We start from the raw sequence: 17,974 nt of genomic DNA, 5'->3' as shown, positions 1-17,974 counted from the left end.
CAAGTTCAGGAAGACGTCCGCTTTAACCCATCGTTCATGTGATTGGGAAAAACTTCTATCAAAAAGAAACATAAATCTAAAATTGCACCCTGCTATTTCCACCCTGCCATCCGGCATAGGAGTTGATGGAAGGAGAAGCCGTTGAAATTTTTGCACTACTGTTCAAATACACCTAACCCAAGGTAGCGCGAACGGCTCTTTAAAAAAATCTTTATTACAAATCAAATCGAGCCCTTGCGCTACCGCCATTTAAATTTCGACGAGCTAATCCAACATCAAGACCAAGCCTTGACTTTTGCTTCTTTTTGTTAAGAAAAAGAAGAAAGCCCTTCGGCGGCTAGCCGAGGCAAGCCAAGCGCAGCGGCAAAATAGCCTCTATCCACCTATCGATACTTTCTCCGAAGGAGAAATAATGTGTAATAAGAAATTTTCGCAGCTAGTAAATTAAAAAAGCCCGGTGTTAAATGATGGTAGCAGGCAAAAACGCGGGAATCCTTCTCTGCGCTACCATTGACGTCAATCATATCGATAAATAGGTCCTGAATCAAGTTCAGGAGGACGACAGCTTTAACCCACCGTTCATCAAACTCAGAACCATAGGCAGAAAGAAAGCTAATGTATTTAATTCCGCCCTATTACTGCCCAGCTATATGACCTAGGAAATGTTGGAAGAAGAAAACATAAAGATTAAACCACAAACTTTTGAACTTCATTAAAAAAATCCCGGTGAAAGCCGGGATTTTTCAATTTATCCTCTTCCTCCTCGGGATGGTCTTCCACCACCTTCAGAGCTGCTTCTTTCACTACTTCCTCTTTGTTGTGGTTGCGCCTGTTCTGTTCTTCTTTGCTCCTGTCTTTGTTGCATTTGCTCGTTACGCTGCGATCTTTGTTGCTCCATTTGTTGCGAACGCTGTTGTTGCGCTTGTGCATCACGCTGGGCTCTTTCTTGTTGTTGAGCCTGGGCTTGCTGCGAACGTTGTTGTTCTACTTGTTGGTTGCGTTGTTGCTGCATCTGCTCATTACGCTGAGTTCTTTGTTGCTCCATTTGCTGCGAACGTTGTTGTTCTACCTGCTGGTTGCGTTGTTGCTGCATTTGCTCATTACGCTGAGTTCTTTGTTGCTCCATTTGCTGATCGGCCTGGCCTCTTTGCTGTTGCATTTGCATATCGCGTTGCGCACGTTGCTGATCCTGACTCATCCGATCTTGCTGAGTACGTTGCTGACGCATTTGTTCTGAACGCTGCTGATCCTGACCTCTGTTTATATTTTCCTGTGCATTTCTTTGATCAATGCCATTGGTACTTCCACGACTAATTCTACCATTTGAATTCCGGTCGTAAGCCTCACCCCTATTATTTGGCTGATTGTTATCACGGCCTACACCTGCATCATTGCCGCGGTTTTGTTGACTAGTGCGGTTATCATTTCTCGATCCGAAACGGTTATCATTGTTACCTCGCTGCTCATTATTATTTCCTCTCTGATCACGGCTTACATTGTTATCATTTCTTCCACCACGACTAATTCCTGCATTTCCCTGTTCAAACTTTCTTGGTGCCGCACTGCGATTATTTACCGCATTACGTTCCGGTCTTGGTCTGTAAATAGATACTTCCCTACTGCCAACCCTGCTCGCTCCAGGTCTGCTGCTCTGATCAAAACGATATACAGTTACATTACGGTTAGTTGCACGTCTGATATCTTCCATTCTTGGCCCGCCATAATAACTTCTTCTGTTGTAAACATAAGTGTTGTTAATAATGGTTGTATTGCGGATGTAAACATTGTTTCTACCATAATCATACCTTGGAAAAGTATTAATATAGATATTACGTTGTGGAATAAAGTTCCAGCAAAATTCAGGTACCGAATAACGACGACCAAAACTTAAATTAATGTTGATACTTGGTGCCATTGGTGCCCAACCATAATAACCATCGCCACTTCTCCAATCTACCCAGGCTGGTCCCCAGTTGGTATCAGGCAACCAGATCCATTGGCGATAGCTGTTAATTACCCAACGGCCATAGTGGAAAGGTGCCCAGCCCCAATCGTAATTGGAAACCCAGGTATTGCCATATTCTGTCATTGCCCAACGTCCATTAGTGTAATACGGACGAAAATCACTCTGATCTACATCCGGGCGCCAAACATAACCATATTGCGGATCCTGAATCCAGGTTCCATAAGGCGTAAGTTCATCATAAAATGTTTGCAATGAAACGTTACCAGTGCTATAACCATCATCCTGGTAATCGTTTTGATAGTCTTGTGCCCTGACTAAGGTGGTGGTTCCGGCGAGGAGCGCAAAAAGCCCCAGCACAATCGCCGATTTTTTCAGTGTTTTCATTTGTGTGTTTATTTAATAACCTAATTTGTGTGTATCAATTAGAGAACCAAAAATATACAAGGTTTAATATGCTTGCATAGTTTATTAGTTTTCTTCTAAATAACGCTCCCAAGGCTATATTTAACTCTTATATAACGACTTAAGCTGTTTACAATTGTGCAGAAAAGCAGTCATCTTAAAATAAAATTTGCTACACCTTTGGTTCTAAAAAAGATTATACCGCCACCACATTAAATTTTAAAACTTAAATCCTATTTATTGTAAGTATTTTTGTACCATGCAAAACGGCACCTTATATCTTATTCCTGTTCCTCTGGCAGAAGAGGCAGCACATAAAACCTATACCCCTTATCTGGTTGATACCATTAACCAGATTGATACTTATATTGTAGAAAATAGTAAAACAGCACGTCGGTTTTTAAAGGAAGCCGGCTTGAAAACAGCCCAAAAGGATTTAATCGTTCATGATTACGGAAAACATAACCGCACCGATTTAGGGCAGTTTTTTGTGGAGCTTGCTGCTGGTAAAGATGTTGGCTTAATGAGTGAAGCAGGTTGCCCGGGTATTGCAGATCCCGGAGCAGATATTGTTGCTGAAGCCCACAAACGTGGGATTAAAGTAGTTCCATTGGTTGGTCCGAGTTCAATTCTTCTGGCTTTAATGGCCTCTGGTTTTAACGGACAAAGTTTTGCTTTCTGGGGTTATTTACCCATTGATAAGGAACAACGTACTAAACGCATTAAAGATTTAGATTTATCAGCAAGTCGCTATAAGCAAACTCAGATATTTATCGAAACCCCTTTCCGGAACAACCAACTCTTTGAAGAAGTATTAAAAAGCTGTAAACCAAACACACAAATCTGTGTAGCCAGCAATCTAACTGGCGAAGATGAGTATATCAAAACCCAAAGCGTATACAACTGGCGGAAAGAAGAAATAGATCTTCATAAAAAGCCTACCATATTTTTATTGTATTAATCTTGAATAAGTAAAGTCACCAAAAATATCCAAACCGGATAAAGCAGTTTTTAAGCTTTGACAACTTTTATAGCGCACTATAAAGAAAGTTGTCAAAGCTGTTCTTAAAAAAACGCATCAGTTATTCCAAAAATTTTCCTCACATTTTTTGGTGGAAAACTTGATTTTAAAAAGCCTTGATTTCCGCAAATCCTAACTAGCTTTGCTCCCTTGAAATTTGAAAAAAGAATATGTTAGCTCATCATAAAATCATTGCTGCAGAATTAAAAATTGCAGAAAAGCAGGTTACGGCAACTGTAAGCTTATTGGATGAGGGTGCAACAGTGCCCTTCATTTCCCGTTACCGTAAAGAATTAACCGGCAGTTTGGATGAAGTTGAAGTGGCTGCCATTCGCGATAGGGTTTTGCAATTACGCGATTTAGATAAACGCCGTGAAGCCATTTTAAAATCGATGACAGACCTGGGCAAATTAACACCAGAACTGGAAAAACAAATTAATCAGGCTGAAACAATTTCGCTTTTAGAAGACATCTATCTTCCATACAAACCGAAACGCAAAACCCGTGCTTCTGTAGCGAGAGAAAAGGGCTTGGAACCTTTGGCATTACAAATTTTCGATCAGAAAAATTTTGATTTAGATGCTGAAGCGGATAAATTTATTGATGCAGAAAAAGGTGTTAACGCCATTGAAGAAGCATTGGCTGGTGCAAGGGATATCATTGCAGAAATGATTTCTGAAAATGCCGAAGCAAGAACAAAGATGCGTTCTTACTTTCAGGAGAAAGCGGTTTTCAAAGCAGAAGTGATTAAGGGAAAAGAAGAGGAAGGCATAAAGTATAAAGATTATTTCGAGTGGAACGAGCCAGTGAAAACAGCAGCATCGCACCGTGTTCTGGCTATGCGCCGTGGCGAGAAAGAATTAATTTTAAGGTTAGATGCTTTGCCTCCCGCTGAAGATGCAGTTGCCATTCTTGAAAATCAATTTATTACAGCAAACAATGCTGCATCAAAACAAGTTCAACAAGCTTTAGAAGATGGTTACAAACGATTATTAGAGCCAGCAATGGAAACTGAACTTCGGGTATTAACCAAGCAAAAAGCAGATGAAGAAGCCATCAAAGTTTTTGCAGAAAATGCCCGTCAGTTATTATTGGCAGCACCAATGGGGCAAAAAAATGTATTGGCTATCGATCCGGGGTTCCGCACAGGCTGTAAGGTAGTATGTTTAGATAAGCAGGGTCAGTTATTGGAAAACACAGCCATTTATCCACACACAGGACAAGGAAATGTAAAAAATGCTGCCGCTACGATCCAACAGCTTTGCGAAAAACATGAAATTGAAGCCATTGCAATTGGTAATGGCACAGCGGGCAGAGAAACCGAATCTTTTGTTCGAGGTTTAAACTTGCCGAATGTTACCATAGTGATGGTGAATGAAAGTGGTGCATCCATTTATTCGGCTTCAGAAGTGGCCAGAGCGGAATTTCCAACTCAGGATATTACCGTTCGAGGTGCTGTATCAATTGGCCGTCGTTTGATGGATCCACTGGCTGAATTGGTAAAAATCGATCCAAAATCTATCGGTGTTGGGCAATACCAGCACGATGTAGATCAGAATAAATTACAAGCCAGCCTAGATGACACTGTAATTAGCGCCGTAAACGCTGTCGGTGTAGAATTAAATACCGCTTCGAAAGAGATTCTGGCTTACGTTTCAGGCTTAGGACCAACTTTAGCACAAAACATCGTTGATTATAGAAATAGCAATGGTGCTTTTAAAAATCGGGCGAGCCTGAAGAAAGTTCCTCGTTTAGGTGATAAGGCTTTCGAGCAAGCCGCTGGTTTCCTACGCATCCGCAATGCGGAAAATGTTTTAGATACGAGTGGTGTACACCCCGAACGTTATGCCGTGGTTGATCGCATGGCTAAAGATCTGGGCACAACGGTTTCTGCATTGATGAAAGATCAGCAGTTGCAAAAGCAAATTAAACCACAACAATACGTTACGGAAGAAATTGGCTTGCCTACGTTAAATGATATTTTGAAAGAATTGGCGAAGCCTGGCCGCGATCCGCGTGATCAATTTGAAGCATTTAGTTTTACAGATGGCGTAAATGAGATTTCAGATCTTAGAATCGGCATGAAGCTGCCTGGAATTGTAACCAACATCACCAATTTTGGCGCTTTTGTAGATATCGGCGTTCACCAGGACGGTTTGGTACACACCAGTCAGTTGGCAAACCGTTTTGTGGCTAACGCAAATGATGTGGTAAAGGTTCATCAGAAGGTAGAAGTAACCGTAATGGAAGTTGATGCCGCCCGTAAACGGATTTCGCTATCGATGAAAACGGAAGAAAGCTTAAAGCCGAAAAACCAAAGCCAGCAGCCAGAAAGAGCAAGGAATAAAGAGCAAGGAGCAAAGAATTATTCGCCGAAACCTCAACAACAAGCAAAAAAGGATGCTGATGGGGATTTGCAGGAGAAACTTGCGAAGTTGAAGGGGATGTTTAAATAACAGCTCTATACAGGAAAACAAAATTAAGCACAAAATGCATTAAAAAAGGCTTTCTTGTTTTATCAAGAAAACCTTTTGTGCATAAATTTATTTTAAAATTTAATTATTGGAATACATAAGTTGAAGTAATATCAGTTAAGGTATTTCCACTACCAGATTTCTTATCAACACTCTTACCGTCAACAAAAATCTCACATTCAATTGTACCGCCAGTGTTTGAGGTTCCACTGATTAGTAATGCATCAAATTGTTTAACAGTCATATCAAACTTGTAAGAATAAGGAAGTGCTTGATTACTAAACAATTCTGTTGCTCCTGTTGCATTTCTTCTCACAATGCTATATAAACTTGTAAGACCAGATGGCGAAGTGATTCTATATTCTACAGACACTTTTCTGGGATAGGTATTTTGATCAGTTGGTGTAGTTTCGTCTTTTTTACAAGAGAACAAAAATGTTACTACTAAAATTAGGGAAAGGGATAACAGCAATTTAATTTTTTTCATAGATTTTTTAGTTTTTAATTTCTTAAAATACCAATCCAAATTAAATGCCAAAAGCTGTAGCTATACTCAAAATACTATATTTCAAGTAAATAGAACTACCTGTTTTTAAGTAGTTTTTTAGAATGCTTTATTTTTTTTGATAACTGGTGTGCTAAAGATTATCCTAATTATTCTTCCAAATCAAGCATTTTTAAAATCAGATAGTGCAAACTTCATAGATTTTAAGATGCCTATATTTGAGACGCAAATTCCTTTATCGCAGCATCTGGGTGATCAGTTTTCAGAAAGTTCTCCCCAATGCCGTGAAAACATATCAAATAAGGTGAAAGTCTACCTTTTGGCTTCTGAGAATAGTGACCACAGGAAAAATGACTTAGTTGTATCAGGTGGTAAAAACTACAAACCCGCAAACTTATCCCGATGTTCCAATCTTGTTTTTGGTAAACTTTCAGGATAATTATTCTGGATGAAAGTAATCATTGCTTCTCTTACTTCGCAACGCAAATCAAAGGCTCTGGAAGAATTAGAAGCACTCATCAAAAATCTGATTTCAATAGAACCATCTTTATTGGTATCCGTAACCTGAACCACATTTACCCTTTTATCCCAAAGTGGATTACTCGTTAACAACCTGGTTAGTTCCTGGCGAAGTGGCTCAATTGGAATGGTATAATCCATATAAAGGAAAACAGTACCGAGTAAATCTGCCGATACACGTGTCCAGTTTTGAAAAGGCTTTTCAATAAAATAAGTGATGGGCAAAATCAGTCTTCGTTGATCCCAGATACTCACCACAACATACGTTAAGGTTATTTCTTCTACCCTTCCCCATTCGCCTTCCACAATTAATACATCATCAATCCTGATGGGTTGGGTAAAGGCGATCTGAAAGCCAGCTAATAAATTTCCCAGAGATTTTTGAGCGGCGAAACCGATGATAATCCCGCCTATCCCGACACCAGTTAATAAACCTGCACCTATTTTACGCATGCTTTCAAAACTCAATAGAATAATGGCTGCGGTAACTAAAATAATCAGCGAAACGATAAATTTACGAACAAACTGAAGCTGTGTGCGAATCTTCCTTTCTTTTAAATTATTTTCTTTGTTGAGATCATATTTGAGGAAGAAAAAGTCTTCTAATACATTGATTAACCTGATTAAGATGAGGGAGAATGTAACAGTCAGCGCAATCTCAAGCGCCTTTTCTATTGGCATTCTCACTTTAAGGGGCATCACCATTAAATCTAACGAGAAGTTTAGCAGTAATAATGGAGTAAATACTGCAACTGGCCGCCTGAGGTGTTTAATGGTAGATTTAATCAAAATTGAATCCCACCAACGGGAAAGCAAGATAAAAGTCTTGCTTAAAATAAATTTGATTATAATCCCGAATAGGATGGCAATACAACCTATAATGATGTTTTTTACGAATAACGGAATCGGATAACCAAAAAAATGGTCGAGATACTGCATAAGAAATTTGTTGGTTAAATGCTTGAGATTACTCTTTTATCTAACAACAAAATTTATTGATTGTTTGAATCAGTCAGTCATTGTCATCGGATGAATAATAGTAAGTGTGCTATAGCTATAGTCATCAGATGAATAAATAGTACGTGCGCTAGAGCTTAGTCATCGGATGAATAAATAGTACGTGTGCTATATTCATCCGATGACTATTACATCTGCTCCACAAAATCTTTTATTGCTGCACCAGGATTATCAGTTTTCATAAAGTTTTCTCCAATTAAAAAACCATCGAAGCCAGCACTCTTTAATTCTTTAATTATTTTCGGATCGCTAATGGCACTTTCAGAGATCTTTAAAAATTCATTCGGAATCTTATTTACTAAATCAAAAGAAGTTTGAATATCAACTGTAAAATCCGCCAGGTTTCTATTATTTACACCAATGGCATCTAAATTAGGGCAAATACTTCGTTCCAGTTCTTCCAGGTTATGAACTTCCAAAAGCACGTTTAAACCTAAATTATGAGCGAATTTCCCAAAATCAATAATCTGTTGTGGGGTCAAAATGGCAGCGATCAATAAAATAATATCGGCCCCCCAGGCTTTCGCTTCCAAAATCTGATACTCATCGATCATAAAATCCTTGCGCAAAATCGGAATCTCATTTGCGGCTCTCGCTGCAAGTAAATCATCGGTTTTACCTCCAAAAAAATCAAAATCTGTTAAAACAGAAAGTGCAGATGCACCAGCACGATTGTATGCCTGGGTCACTTCGGCTACATTGGCTACCCCGTTAATTAAGCCTTTTGAAGGCGAACGTCGTTTAAATTCTGCGATGATTCCGGTACGGTCTTCAGCCTGTAAAAACTCTTTAAAAGAATAGGGGGTCCGGTTAAAATGAACAGACTTCTCCAAATCCTGAATGGAAATCAAGCGCTTCGCATCAGCCACTTCTTCTTTTTTACGTAATACGATTTTATCTAATACAGATACAACCCCTAAATCCCCTAAAGGGGAACTTGAATTTCCATCGTACCCCAAACCCCTAAAGGGGCTTTCCTTTCTATCGTTCATATCACTATGCATAATATTTTTATTGTTTGCTATTTCCAACCTGCCTGTCGCTCTCCCTTTAGGGAGCTGGGGGCTAAGCTGTCAACCAATTCTCCATCATTTGTTTACCATATTCAGTTAGCACACTTTCTGGATGAAACTGTACGCCACGAACATCTAAACTTTCATGTCTCAACGCCATAATTTCACTTTTATGATCCCGGGCAGTGATTTTTAAGCAAGATGGAAAATTTTCTTTGCTCACCACCCAACTGTGGTAACGACCAACATTTATCGTTTGCGGACATTCCCAAAACAAAGGTTCATCACCATCAACAACGGTAACAGGTGTTGCTATGCCATGCATCGGACGGCCCAAATTCAGTAGCGTACCACCAAAAGCTTCTGCAATAGCCTGCTGCCCTAAACACACACCAAAAATACTTTTAGTGGGTGCATAAGTTTTAATTACATCGAGCAATAAACCCGCCTCTTCAGGAATCCCCGGGCCAGGAGAAAGCAAAATCTTATCATATTGCGCCACATCAGCCAGGTCAAATTTATCGTTCCTCCAAACCACAGCTTCGTACCCCACCTCATTAATTAAATGAACCAGGTTGTAAGTGAAACTATCATAGTTATCAATTACCAAAACTGTTTTTTTATCTATATTATCCATTTTAAATTCCTTTATACATCATCCATTACACATTTACCATCTTCCATTTTTTCCATCTTCCATCAAATGCCTTCTGCCATTTCAATTGCTTTACGCAAAGCCGCAATCTTGTTATTTACTTCCTGCATTTCCATTTCAGGCACGGAATCAGCAACAATACCTGCACCAGCTCGGTAGTGCAATTCATTGTTTTTGCTCATAAAAGTTCTGATCATAATGGCATGGTTAAAATCTTCATTGAAGCCCATAAAACCGATGGCTCCAGCATAAAAATTCCTTCCTAACTTCTCATTTTCATCGATTAGCTGCATCGCCTTATACTTTGGTGCACCGCTTAATGTACCTGCCGGATAAGTATCTGCAACTACCTTAAATGCACTCACATTTTCCTGTAAATGGCCGGTAACCTTACTCACCAAGTGAATCAAATGCGAATAATATTGAACTTCCTTAAACGATTTTACCTCTACCCGGTTACAATGTCTGCTTAAATCGTTCCGGGCTAAATCAACAAGCATCACATGCTCAGCACTTTCTTTTGGATCCTGCTCCAATTTTTTAGCCTGCGCTGCATCTTCAATATCATTTCCACTGCGTTTAAAGGTACCTGCAATGGGAAAGATATTTGCCGAATTATTTCCAATGGTAATTTGTGCTTCCGGCGATGATCCAAAAAGTTTAAAATCTCCATAATCGAAATAAAATAAATATGGCGATGGATTTATCGACCGTAAACAACGGTAAACATTAAATTCATCACCAGAAAACGACTGTTTAAATGCTCTCGAAGGAACAATCTGAAATACATCACCACGATAAATATGTTTTTGAAGTTTTTCTACCAGGCTGATAAAACCCTGATCGGTAAGGTTGGAAGATTCTTCTCCCCTTACGTGGAACTTGTATTCAGGATAATTTTTATTTTGAATCAGGTATTCCATTTTCTCCAGCCCACCCTCTTCTTCGCCTTCGAATGTATTTTTGAAGAGCGTGATTTCATTTTTGAAATGATCAATCGCAATCAGATAGCGATACAAGTGATATTGCATTTCCGGAATTTCTTCGCCCTCTGGCGTTTCGGAAGTGAATTTAATATCTTCGAAATGCTGAACGGCATTCCAGGTAAAATAACCGAATAAACCACTCGAAATAAACTTGATTTCAGGCAATTCGGTTTCTTTGAATTTATCCTTAAAATCTGCTATCTCTTCGATTAAGTTCTTACTCTCTTTAATTTCGACCGATCCATCCGGAAAATACGTTTCTAATCTCGATCCTTTTAAAATAATTCCGGCAACTGGATCGGCACAAACAAAGCTCATCGAATTTTCACGACTATGGTAATCAGAACTCTCTAATAAGATGCTGTTCGGATAAACATCGCGTAAGCGCAAATAAATGCTTACGGGCGTTGTGGTATCGGCAAGCATTTTTTTGTAAGTGGTATTAATTTTATACATTTTCTATCGTCATTGCGAGGAGAACGATGAAGCAATCTCCTCTTTGTAATTTTTTCTAAAAATAAAAAGCCCAGCGTGTGGTTCTACGCCGGGCTTTAATGGTTCTTTAAGGTTTAGGTTGATAAACTATATTTTTCTCATACGCAGCCAGCGCAATCCGTTTTCGAATTACTTTGCCAAAGCCATGTATGTATATTGCTGATCATGAGCAGCAAAAATATAAATAAATTTGAAAAAAGGAAATTTTTATGAAAATAAGTTGGAAAGAGGTTTAACCGCGAAGAATGCCAAGTTTAAAATGTTTAACCACAGAGAGCACGAGGTGAAGGCACAGCGTACATCAAATTTTTTACTTCCTTAAAGCTTAATAGTAATAGGTAACCGCAAAGGACACCAAGAAAAAAGCGCAAAGAACGCCAAGTTGAAATGTTTAACCACAGAGATCACAAAGTAAAGGCACAGAGGACACTAAGTTTTTAATTCTGCCTCCATGCTCTCTGTGAAAATCTCTGTGCACTCGGTGGTAAAAACCTTTGCGCCACTTTGCGATAATCTTTGCTCTCTTTGCGGTTAGAACCTAAAATAAATTAACTACAGCGTACACCAACTTTTTTTATTCTGCCTCTATGCTCTCTGTGAAAACCTCAGTGCACTCGGTGGTAAAAACCTTTGCGCCACTTTGCGAAAACTTTGCTCTCTTTGCGGTTAGAACCTAAAATAAATTAACTACAGCATACACCAAGTTTTTTACTTCACCTCTATGTTCTCTGTGAAAACCCCAGTGCGCTCGGTGGTAAAAAACCTTCACCACTTTGCGGTTAAACTAACTAAGAAACCCCAAAAAACGTTCTTCCAGGAACACTTTTAGTCATCATTAAGATCGAAACGATAATAATAACCAAAGCCAATCCAAAGAAAATAGCGATAGTACGGTGTTTAGCAACAGCATCAACTACCTTTTTAGATTTCGCATTACCAACTGTAATTAAGATAATCGCCAAAATCATCATGGAGATGTGTTCCATTTTAAAGTAGCGAACTGCTGGTGTACCAGCACTGCTCAATTTATACCAACCTTCACTAAAGTAAAGTACTAAACCAATTACCAATTGGATATGTGCACTGATCAGTGCAAAAACATTTAGTTTTCTATCACCTTCTGTATATGCTTTTTTACCAAACCAGCCAGATAAAGCCTTAACCACGGCAATAATTAACAAGAGAAATACTACATAGCGCCATCCTGAATGAGCACTTTTTAAAATATCGTTCATAAGATCAAATTCTTTCCTTCAAAAATAGATCATTAATTGTAAAAAATAAGATATTCAATAAATCCCTTGCTTATTTATATTAGTTTTAAACAAAATAAACCCCTAAACTTATTATGAAGAAAATTTTACTCGCCATTGGGCTGGTATTTTCTACTACATTGATGTTTGCACAGCAAACCACCTTCCCCGTAAATGGTTCTTTTGATACCCGACCTGGAATGTTTGCTTTTACCAATGCCACAATTGTAGTAAGTGCCAATCAAACTTTAACAAATGCTACACTTTTAATCAAAGGACAAACGATTCAGGCAGTTGGCGCCGGATTATCCGTACCCAAAGGTTATGTTGTGGTAGATTTAAAAGGAAAATTTATTTATCCATCTTTAGTTGATGCTTTTTCGAGCTACGGAATTGCTGAAGCTCCAGCCCAGGCTCGTGGTTTTGGAAGTCAACGCCAATCTATTTTTGTTTCCACCAAAAAAGGTGCATATGGATGGAATGAGGCCATCAGACCAGAAACTTATGTGAAAAACATTTTTGCAGTAGATACTAAAAAAGCCGATGAATTGCGTAAAGTAGGTTTCGGTAGCGTGAATGTAATCAGTCGCGATGGTATTGCCCGCGGTGTTTCTACGGCAGTAACCTTAAATGAAGGTGCTGATAACAATGTGATTCTGAAAGACCAAACCGCAGCAAATTATTCCTTCAATAAAGGGACTTCATCAAACGATTACCCCACTTCTTTAATGGGATCAATTGCCTTGTTGCGCCAAACCTATTATGATTCGCAGTGGTATGGCAAACAGAAAGAGGAGTACAATATCTCCTTAGATGAATTTGGGAAGCAGCAAGCTATTCCTCAAATTTTCGAGGTTGATGGTTGGCAGAACGTATTGCGTGCAGATAAAATTGGAAAAGAATTTGGCAAAAAATTCATCATCAAATCTGGCGGAGATGAATATCAGCGCATCAACGAAGTGAAAGCAACAGGCGCAAGTTTAATCATTCCAATTTCTTTCCCTAAAGCTTATGATGTAGAAGATCCTGCTGAGGCCAGAAACGTAACTTTATCACAAATGAAAGGCTGGGAACTGGCACCAACCAATCCGGCCGCTTTAGAAAAAGCGGGGATTAAGTTTGCCTTAACCGCTTTTGGATTAGAAAACAGTCGCGATTTTTGGGCTAATATCCGCACTGCGATAGAAAATGGATTAACAGAAAAGCAGGCTTTACAAGCGGTAACCACCATTCCTGCAGACCTTTTGGGGATCGGTGATAAAGTAGGTTCGCTTGATAAAGGCAAAGTGGCTAACTTTCTAATCTCATCAGATAACCTATTTAAAAACGGAAATATCATTTTCGAAAACTGGGTTCAGGGGAAACGTTTCATTGTGAATAAAATGGATGTAAGTGATGTTCGCGGAACTTATAATTTAAACGTTGATGGTGTAGGTGCTTCAACCTTAAAAATCACAGGAACTGCTGGCGGCTCTACCGCTGCGATTGAAAGAACAGGCGTAGATAGCGTTAAAACTACTGCAACCTTCACCAGAAATGGCGATTGGGTAAGCATCAATTTTAACCTAAAGAAAAACCCGAAAGGCGATGTTCGTTTAAGTGGATACATTACTTCTGCAAATCCAATTACGATTAAAGGCGAATCTGCGTTGGCAGATGGCTCAACAGGAAAATTCACCGCAACCTATAAAGAAGCGGCAAAAGAAACACCGAAAAAAGACGAACCTAAACCTAGCTTAGCAACTGGCTCGCTTATTTACCCTTTTACTGCTTTTGGCACAACCGAATTACCAAAAGTAGAAACGGTGCTGATTAAAAACGGTACCGTTTGGACAAATGAAAAAGACGGCGTTTTGCAAAATACTGATGTACTTTTAGAGAATGGAAAAATCAAAGCGGTTGGTAAAAATCTATCGGCAGGTGGTGCTAAAGTAATTGATGCCACAGGCAAACACATCACCGCTGGTATTATCGATGAACATTCGCACATTGCTGGCAGCGGCGGTATTAATGAAGGTGCACAATCGGTTTCGGCCGAAGTTCGCATTGCAGACATTATCAACTCAGAAGATGTAAACATTTATCGCCAGCTGGCGGGTGGTGTAACTACCTCTCATATTCTACATGGCTCGGCAAATCCGGTTGGTGGTCAATCACAATTAATTAAACTTCGCTGGGGTAAATCGCCAGAAGAATTAAAATTTGCCGGCGCTGATGGGTTCATCAAATTCGCTTTGGGTGAAAACGTAAAGCAAAGTAATTTTGGAACCGGCGCCCGTTTCCCGGTAACCCGCATGGGTGTTGAACAAACTTTTGTTGATGAATTTACACGCGCGAAAGAGTATGCAAAAGCAATGTCGGTTAAAGGCAATAGCATTCGCAGAGATTTGGAATTGGATGCGATAGTAGAAATCTTGAACAACAAACGTTTCATTACCTGTCACTCTTATGTACAAAGCGAAATCAATATGTTAATTCATGTTGCAGATAGCTTAGGCTTTAAAATCAACACGTTTACGCACATTTTAGAAGGTTATAAAGTGGCCGATAAAATGAAAGCCCATGGCATTGCAGGTTCTACTTTCTCAGATTGGTGGGCTTATAAAAATGAGGTTGCAGAAGCCATTCCTTACAACGGGAAAATCATGCATAATGTTGGCGTAACCACGGCTTTTAACTCTGATGATGCGGAGATGGCCCGTCACTTAAACCAGGAAGCTGGAAAATCAGTTTTATACGGTAACGTTCCTGAAGAAGATGCTTTGAAATTTGTGACTTTAAACCCGGCAAAAATGCTTCACATTGATGATAAAGTAGGCAGTTTAAAGGCGGGTAAAGATGCCGATGTGGTGATCTGGACGGCTAACCCACTTTCTATTTATGCCAAGGCAGAAAAAACCTTTGTAGATGGGATTGCCTATTGGGACATTGAAAAAGATGCACAGATCATTAAATCTCAACAGACAGAGAAAGCACGTCTGATCCAGAAAATGTTGGAGAGCAAAAGTAAAGGTGCGAAAATGCAACGCCCGGCAGGTGATGCTCCACGCTTATACAATTGCGAAACTTTAGAAAATTATTCAGCAGAGCTAACCGAGAACGAACATGCACACTAATATGAAAACCTATTTAATGAGTCTGGCTTTTTCGGCAACAAGCCTGATGTGCTTTGCGCAAGCAAACATTTCGCCAGCTAAAAAACAAACCAAAACCATTGCCATTACGGGCGCTACAGTCCACGTAGGTAATGGAACGGTGATCGAAAACGGAACCATCATTTTCAGCAATGGAAAAATTATTTCCGTTACTGCCAACGGGCAAGTGCCACAAGATGATGTAAGTAAAATTATAGCAACTGGTAAGCATATTTATCCTGGTTTTATTGCAGCTACCACTAATTTGGGTTTAGCAGAAACGGAATCTATCAAAGCAACTTTAGATTACCAGGAAATTGGCGATTTCAATTCGCACATCCGTTCTATTGTTGCTTACAATACCGATTCGAAAGTACCTGCAACTTTACGTAGCAATGGTGTTTTAATGGCGCAACCTACGCCGCAAGGTGGAGTAGTTTCCGGAAGTTCATCAGTGGTACAACTGGATGCCTGGAATTGGGAAGATGCGGCTTTAAAAACCGATGATGCCATGCACATGAGCTGGCCGGTTACGCCACGCTTTAGAGGTGGTTTTGCAGGTTTCGGCAGACCGCAAATGTCGCCAGAAGCTTTAGCAGAAAGAACGCAGGCTGCTATTGCACAGTTAACTTCTTTCTTTGCAGAAGCGAAAGCTTATTCAGAGATGGGTAAACCTGAAGTGATCAACAATCGCTTTGATGCCATGAAAAGAGTTTTCTCTGGTGAAGAGAAATTATTTATCGCAGCAGATAGTCAAAAGGATATTGTAGCGGCAGTAAACTTCGCCAAAAAGTTCGGCATTACGCCAGTAATTACAGGTGCTGATGAAGCTTATCTGATCATCGATTTCTTAAAAGAAAGCAACATTAGCCTGGTGGTTAAACAGCCTCATGCTTTACCTAATAATAATGATGATGATGTGAACATGCCCTATAAAAACGCAGCCGTTTTGGCCAACGCTGGTTTAACCGTGGCATTAAGTATTGATGGTTACTGGCAACAGCGGAACCTGCCTTTTATGGCTGGAACGGTTACCGCCTGGGGATTAGACAAAGAAAAAGCATTATCTACCATTACCTTAAACGCGGCAAAAGTAATGGGCATTGATAAAACCACAGGCAGTATTGAAACGGGCAAAGATGCTACTTTCTTTATTTCCGCTGGCGATGCTTTGGATATGAGAACGAACAAAGTGGAGCAGGCTTTTATTCAGGGCAGAGATATTAATCTAGATAATTTGCACAAGCAGCTGGATAAAAAGTTTAGCGATAAGTATATTGCTGAGATGAAGTAAAGTAAATAGTTTAATTGAAACGGCCAATATTAATTTATTGGCCGTTTTTGTTTTTAGGTTGGTGAGACACCAACCAATAGATTAAACTTTTGTACACTGTTTATGAACGATCGTCACCCTGAATTTATTTCAGGGCCTTATTTTTTACTATCGGTTGGTGTTTCACCAACCGATATACTATTCAAAACATCTATGAAACATCTATTCATTTAAAGATGAGAATTATAGTCCAGAACTATATTTGATGTTAAAAACACCTTAATATTGTTTTTTACCCTGCATAAATTTTAGATATATTTGGAATATGGAAACCGCAGAAAAAACCAACCGTGTACATTTAGGCAGAAAAATTAGCCGCATACGCGAATTAAGAGGGATGAAACAAGACACACTCGCCACGGAACTTGGCATTAGCCAACAAGCGGTAAGTAAACTTGAACAAAGCGAAATGATAGAAGACTCTACTTTAGAAAAGGTTGCGAAAGTATTAGGTGTAACAGCTGAAGGAATAAAACATTTCACTGAAGAAACCATTTTCAATAATATCAATAATTTTCACGATAGTTCAATTCAGAACAACTTTAACCCTGTTGAAAAAATAATAGAATTATACGAACGCTTATTAGCAATTGAACGTGAAAAGATTGAGATTTTGAAAGGTAAATAGTTCCCTAAAGAGTTCCTTTCATTTGGATAATTTGCACAAGCAACTGGATAAGAAGTTTAGCGATAAGTATACTGCTGAGAAGAAGTAATATGCATTCAGTTTATGAAAATTTCTGTACACTGGTCATGAACGATCGTCACCCTGAATTTATTTCAGGGCCTTATTAACAAAAACATCTTATATAAGTCGCGACAAAAAGATGCTGAAATAAATTCAGCATAACGACATTGCTAACAAAGCAGCCAATATTAGTTTATTGGCTGCTTTGTGTTTTAAAAAGATAATAACTATTGCTGAAATATTTATCCCGCAGATTCAGGAGATTTCCGCAGAAGCAAGTAGCAAAATCTGCGAAATTTGTTTTGATCTGCGGGACAAAGCCTTGCATTATGTTAAGTCATTTTTCTATCGGTTGGTGTCTTACTGTCCTCTCTTATGTTGCCTACTGTCCTCTCCTAAAAAAACTTGACACATTTTGGCCTAATAAAAATCAAAATGGAACAAGAGAAAAAACGTTGCGGATTTAGTATTTTAGTATCCGATTCGTTCGACCGTACAGATGACCGTAATGCT

The 17,974-nt window shown here is 39.2% G+C and carries 12 protein-coding genes; 5 read left to right on the top strand and 7 right to left on the bottom strand.

Annotated features, from left to right (window positions below; translation table 11 throughout):
• Nucleotides 1-748 precede the first annotated feature (748 nt).
• Entirely contained in the window at nucleotides 749-2,350 is a 1,602-nt protein-coding gene (locus tag ACN1CD_RS06935) for a DUF6600 domain-containing protein (protein WP_419129656.1), read from the bottom strand.
• 277 nt (nucleotides 2,351-2,627) lie between these two features.
• Between ACN1CD_RS06935 and ACN1CD_RS06930 the strand changes: the two genes are divergently transcribed.
• Complete coding sequence (locus tag ACN1CD_RS06930; protein ID WP_320462387.1) at nucleotides 2,628-3,329, top strand: SAM-dependent methyltransferase; 702 nt, start codon at nucleotides 2,628-2,630, stop codon at nucleotides 3,327-3,329.
• Nucleotides 3,330-3,559: 230 nt separating this feature from the next.
• Nucleotides 3,560-5,845, top strand: coding sequence for a Tex family protein (locus ACN1CD_RS06925; protein WP_419129654.1), 2,286 nt, complete (start codon nucleotides 3,560-3,562; stop codon nucleotides 5,843-5,845).
• Between the two features lie 103 nt (nucleotides 5,846-5,948).
• Here the strand turns inward: ACN1CD_RS06925 and ACN1CD_RS06920 are convergent, their stop codons facing one another.
• The 6 genes from ACN1CD_RS06920 to ACN1CD_RS06895 form a co-directional block, all read right to left on the bottom strand.
• Nucleotides 5,949-6,350, bottom strand: a complete 402-nt coding sequence (locus ACN1CD_RS06920) for a hypothetical protein (protein ID WP_419129652.1) — start codon at nucleotides 6,348-6,350, stop codon at nucleotides 5,949-5,951.
• Nucleotides 6,351-6,746: 396 nt separating this feature from the next.
• Nucleotides 6,747-7,826: a mechanosensitive ion channel family protein gene (locus ACN1CD_RS06915; RefSeq protein ID WP_419129650.1), complete on the bottom strand. Its 1,080-nt coding sequence runs from the start codon at nucleotides 7,824-7,826 to the stop codon at nucleotides 6,747-6,749.
• 206 nt (nucleotides 7,827-8,032) lie between these two features.
• The gene (trpC, locus tag ACN1CD_RS06910) at nucleotides 8,033-8,896 is read right to left on the bottom strand and encodes an indole-3-glycerol phosphate synthase TrpC (protein ID WP_419129648.1); all 864 of its coding nucleotides are present in this window, start codon (nucleotides 8,894-8,896) and stop codon (nucleotides 8,033-8,035) included.
• A gap of 73 nt (nucleotides 8,897-8,969) precedes the next feature.
• The gene (locus ACN1CD_RS06905; RefSeq protein ID WP_419129646.1) at nucleotides 8,970-9,554 is read right to left on the bottom strand and encodes an anthranilate synthase component II; all 585 of its coding nucleotides are present in this window, start codon (nucleotides 9,552-9,554) and stop codon (nucleotides 8,970-8,972) included.
• A 62-nt stretch (nucleotides 9,555-9,616) separates the two neighbouring features.
• Nucleotides 9,617-11,014, bottom strand: a complete 1,398-nt coding sequence (locus ACN1CD_RS06900) for an anthranilate synthase component I family protein (protein WP_419129644.1) — start codon at nucleotides 11,012-11,014, stop codon at nucleotides 9,617-9,619.
• Between the two features lie 827 nt (nucleotides 11,015-11,841).
• Nucleotides 11,842-12,288, bottom strand: a complete 447-nt coding sequence (locus ACN1CD_RS06895) for a cytochrome B (RefSeq protein WP_419129642.1) — start codon at nucleotides 12,286-12,288, stop codon at nucleotides 11,842-11,844.
• Between the two features lie 113 nt (nucleotides 12,289-12,401).
• Between ACN1CD_RS06895 and ACN1CD_RS06890 the strand changes: the two genes are divergently transcribed.
• The 3 genes from ACN1CD_RS06890 to ACN1CD_RS06880 all read left to right on the top strand — a co-directional run bounded on the left by ACN1CD_RS06890 (nucleotide 12,402) and on the right by ACN1CD_RS06880 (nucleotide 17,401).
• Nucleotides 12,402-15,422 carry an amidohydrolase family protein gene (locus ACN1CD_RS06890; protein WP_419129641.1) on the top strand — a complete coding sequence of 1,007 codons (3,021 nt, stop codon included), beginning with the start codon at nucleotides 12,402-12,404 and terminating at the stop codon, nucleotides 15,420-15,422.
• 1 nt (nucleotide 15,423) lies between these two features.
• Entirely contained in the window at nucleotides 15,424-16,734 is a 1,311-nt protein-coding gene (locus ACN1CD_RS06885; protein WP_419129640.1) for an amidohydrolase family protein, read from the top strand.
• Between the two features lie 304 nt (nucleotides 16,735-17,038).
• Nucleotides 17,039-17,401: a helix-turn-helix domain-containing protein gene (locus ACN1CD_RS06880; protein WP_419129639.1), complete on the top strand. Its 363-nt coding sequence runs from the start codon at nucleotides 17,039-17,041 to the stop codon at nucleotides 17,399-17,401.
• The last annotated feature ends 573 nt before the right edge of the window (nucleotides 17,402-17,974 follow it).

Source organism: Pedobacter sp. N23S346, assembly GCF_048515415.1.
In the GTDB taxonomy this organism is placed as follows: Bacteria; Bacteroidota; Bacteroidia; order Sphingobacteriales; family Sphingobacteriaceae; genus Pedobacter.
This window is presented reverse-complemented; position numbering and strand designations above follow the sequence as displayed.

Excerpts from the sequence above, each read along its gene's own strand:
- ACN1CD_RS06905 (WP_419129646.1), bottom strand. The coding sequence starts at position 9,554 with ATGGATAATATAGATAAAAAAACAGTTTTGGTAATTGATAACTATGAT.
- ACN1CD_RS06900 (WP_419129644.1), bottom strand. The coding sequence starts at position 11,014 with ATGTATAAAATTAATACCACTTACAAAAAAATGCTTGCCGATACCACA.
- ACN1CD_RS06925 (WP_419129654.1), top strand. The coding sequence starts at position 3,560 with ATGTTAGCTCATCATAAAATCATTGCTGCAGAATTAAAAATTGCAGAA.
- ACN1CD_RS06930 (WP_320462387.1), top strand. The coding sequence starts at position 2,628 with ATGCAAAACGGCACCTTATATCTTATTCCTGTTCCTCTGGCAGAAGAG.
- trpC (WP_419129648.1), bottom strand. The coding sequence starts at position 8,896 with ATGAACGATAGAAAGGAAAGCCCCTTTAGGGGTTTGGGGTACGATGGA.
- ACN1CD_RS06915 (WP_419129650.1), bottom strand. The coding sequence starts at position 7,826 with ATGCAGTATCTCGACCATTTTTTTGGTTATCCGATTCCGTTATTCGTA.
- ACN1CD_RS06885 (WP_419129640.1), top strand. The coding sequence starts at position 15,424 with ATGAAAACCTATTTAATGAGTCTGGCTTTTTCGGCAACAAGCCTGATG.
- ACN1CD_RS06880 (WP_419129639.1), top strand. The coding sequence starts at position 17,039 with ATGGAAACCGCAGAAAAAACCAACCGTGTACATTTAGGCAGAAAAATT.
- ACN1CD_RS06890 (WP_419129641.1), top strand. The coding sequence starts at position 12,402 with ATGAAGAAAATTTTACTCGCCATTGGGCTGGTATTTTCTACTACATTG.
- ACN1CD_RS06920 (WP_419129652.1), bottom strand. The coding sequence starts at position 6,350 with ATGAAAAAAATTAAATTGCTGTTATCCCTTTCCCTAATTTTAGTAGTA.
- ACN1CD_RS06935 (WP_419129656.1), bottom strand. The coding sequence starts at position 2,350 with ATGAAAACACTGAAAAAATCGGCGATTGTGCTGGGGCTTTTTGCGCTC.
- ACN1CD_RS06895 (WP_419129642.1), bottom strand. The coding sequence starts at position 12,288 with ATGAACGATATTTTAAAAAGTGCTCATTCAGGATGGCGCTATGTAGTA.